Origin of the sequence: Halorubrum ezzemoulense DSM 17463, from assembly GCF_002114285.1 — an archaeon.
Lineage (GTDB): Archaea > Halobacteriota > Halobacteria > Halobacteriales > Haloferacaceae > Halorubrum > Halorubrum ezzemoulense.
This window is the reverse complement of record NZ_NEDJ01000135.1, coordinates 1-2,972: the sequence shown is the minus strand read 5'-3', so window position 1 is coordinate 2,972 and position 2,972 is coordinate 1. Positions and strand designations below refer to the sequence as shown.

Here is a 2,972-nt window from a genome sequence, read left to right as displayed (position 1 = left end):
CCTACGATCTCGAGTAATTGCTGAGGTGGTCACGGTGGGGAAAGAAGGTTCAATACCTTATGTAGCACCCGAGCGCTAACATGGCTCCAATTGTTACATAAGGTATAGAGCAGCCGTCACCACCCACCTCGCTCCCGAAGTATCTCGCAGAGGGGCTCCCAAAACAGGATACGGAGACACTCCACGAGATACGGAACTACGTCGAGGCGCTCATCGAGTATCGCGACCAATCGGTTGACACCGAGGAGCTTCCCGAGACTGCCGAGCCCGTCGACGAGTCCGATAGCGCAGGAAGCGGGACCGTCGTCAAAGAAAAAGTCACCTGTGGCGACGATAGCTGTAAGTGCGCCAGCGGAGACCCCGCGGATATGCACGGCCCGTATCTCTATCGCTACTATCGTGAAAACGGGACGATGAAATCGGAGTACATCGGGAAGCCCGGAAGCGAGTAGGGTGGATCAGGATAGTCAGGGTTCCAATGATCCCATAGAGTGTCATAGAGGAGTTGCCACGATATTTATTTCGTGAATTTACAGCCGAATAAGCCGATAAAACGCACCTGCGTATTGACTGTCAAAAATTCTGCCAGCTCAACGAGAGGTTCAGCTACCTGTGCGAGATACAGGACGCGTATCTCGTACAGTGGCAACTAAAGGAACTTGACCTCCTATCTTGTAATCACCAAGTTACTCTATCTCAGATGCTGCGTTATCGGGAATATCGATTCTTACGGTCGTTCCGTTATCTATTTCAAATAAAACGTCCCCGTTGAGTGCCATCACTGCCAACTTGAGTTGCCACAATCCTAGTCCAGTCGTGTGTTTCAGTGGGTCTTCTGTACCTCTGTCTAGAGCGTTGAGTTCCGCTACAGGAATCCCTGGACCGTCGTCGCTAATGATCACGCAGTAGCCTCCCTCTGAGGTTGTGATCGTTACTACCACCGACGAAGCTGCGTAATTAACCGCATTTTCTAATGCACTTTCGATCGCGCTCGTGGCAGCCCGTTGATTCGTGGCTATCATAGCCGTTTCCGGCATGTCGGTAGTGACGGTCACGTCCGTGCTCGAAAGACGGTCTAATACTGCCTCTACTACTTGCGTGAGATCGACTTGACTGCTAGATTCTTGGGCCGAAACAAACTGATCGATCTGCTTTGCTTGCTGACTGAGAGCAACAACGTCATCGGCAGCCCCAATGATCGATGAACTGTGTTCCTCCACGTTACTTGGAAGGGCCTCAGCGTGGCTCTTTACAATATCCATCCGGTTTCGAAGGTTATGTCTAAGCACTCGGTTCAAAACGGACAGTCGCTGTTGGCTGATCTCACGGTCGCTCACGTCACGAAAGCTGAGTACACTTCCAAGCCTGTTGCCATGTGGACCGGTAACGGCTGATAGCTGCGAATCGTACTGTCGAACCCCAGCAGACGTTTCGAGAGAGATAGTCTCGCTAGCCACGATTTCGTCAATCTCGTACCCTATGACGTCGTCAATTTTACTATTTAGAAGCTCGCTCCGCGTCGTGTCGAGTTTCTCGACGACGATCCGGTTGCTCTGTATGACTTGCTCATCTGCATCAACGACAAACATTAGATCGTCTGTCTGTTTGATCAGCGCCTCTTCACCGAGCGTTCCGACTGCCGGAATCGAATTGAAGAGACCATACCGGTAGCGAGCACCAGCCAAGCCTGCACAGACGGTAATCGTCCCGGCATCAAATACAACCACCATCGCGGTCGCTGTTATCTCAAAGGTTGAGAGGTTCCAGAGCAAGAACGACCCGATAGGGATGGCTGAAAGTGATAGACCCTGCTGTAACGAGAAACGAGCGTCGTTTTTATTTTGCCGAAATAACAAGTAGCAGCCGGAAGCAACCAGCGAAAGTACATACGCAAAAACGACTGTGGCAGTAAAGCCTGTAATCGCTGGTGGTAATTCAACCGGACTTGCTTGGAGACCAACACGGAGTGGGACTAGCAACACCGGTACTGTCAGTGCCACTATCAACCGACGACTGATCGCCGGACGCGCTCCGGTGTACTGAAGCGTAAATACAAACCACGGCGCAGTCATCAGGTTCCAGGTCACAAGTGGCAGGAGCAACCACACCTGATCATTCGTCTCTGGACCCGGAAGCCACGGTATAATACCGACTGCTGCGGTGAGAACGCTTCCAACACCCAAGATGCCGACAGCCGTTGCCAGTGCGAGACGACCGAGCTGTGGATCCATCCGCAGTACTGAATAACTAAACCAACACAGCCAGCCCCCGGCAAAGAGTCCGATAATCAAGAATCCGTATATAAGCGCTACCACGTATGAGAGATAGTATCAGATCATTATACCATTACCGATTGAAACTGCGCAAAATGTAGAATTGCGTCTATTTTGGACGGCCCTCTACTGCTGAGCTGACGCTCTGTATCTCGCACGACTTTCCTGACAGGTAGCGGGGAAGTACGCGATCGGTACATGAATGCCCTGTACTGAGCGATCCACAGGTCAGTCAACAAGGTGTGAGAAGAGTTCTATGACACCCTCATCCCAGTCAAATAGACATGTGCCAGTAAAACGACGTTACAGCGCCCGTGAGTCGGGTTCGACGATACTGGCGAACGCGACGTTCTCTTTGACTTGCTCGATCTCGACCGACAGCTCATCACCTGGTTGTCCGCCGGGAACGATCACGACGTAGCCGCGTTCAACCTTCGCAATGCCGTCACCTTGATCACCAGTCGTCTCGATCGTCACGTCGCGGATTGCACCTTCGTCTACGGGAGGACCATCCGACGTCGGAGTTGGTTCTTGGCCAGCCGATTGGGGTTGCTCTTCCTGAGTCTTCTTGCTTGTCGAGGATTCCGATTTCAAGATCGCGACGCGATACGTTTCGTCGGCAGCAAGCGCGTCGTGTTCAATTTCACTCGCGGGGACATCCACGATATATGAGCCATCACGTTCTTCGATTTGAGCACT

The 2,972-nt window shown here is 52.1% G+C and carries 3 protein-coding genes; 1 reads left to right on the top strand and 2 read right to left on the bottom strand.

Features of this window, described 5'->3' with window-relative positions; all coding sequences use genetic code 11:
* Nucleotides 1–104: 104 nt before the first annotated feature.
* The gene (locus B9H04_RS19370; protein WP_080508723.1) at nucleotides 105–452 is read left to right on the top strand and encodes a DUF6788 family protein; all 348 of its coding nucleotides are present in this window, start codon (nucleotides 105–107) and stop codon (nucleotides 450–452) included.
* A gap of 234 nt (nucleotides 453–686) precedes the next feature.
* On the opposite strand, the gene B9H04_RS17635 is transcribed toward B9H04_RS19370, so the two are convergent.
* Entirely contained in the window at nucleotides 687–2,315 is a 1,629-nt protein-coding gene (locus tag B9H04_RS17635; protein ID WP_169714322.1) for a sensor histidine kinase, read from the bottom strand.
* Between the two features lie 261 nt (nucleotides 2,316–2,576).
* On the bottom strand, nucleotides 2,577–2,972 hold a 396-nt coding region (locus B9H04_RS17630; RefSeq protein WP_139835155.1), incomplete at its 5' end, for a TRAM domain-containing protein.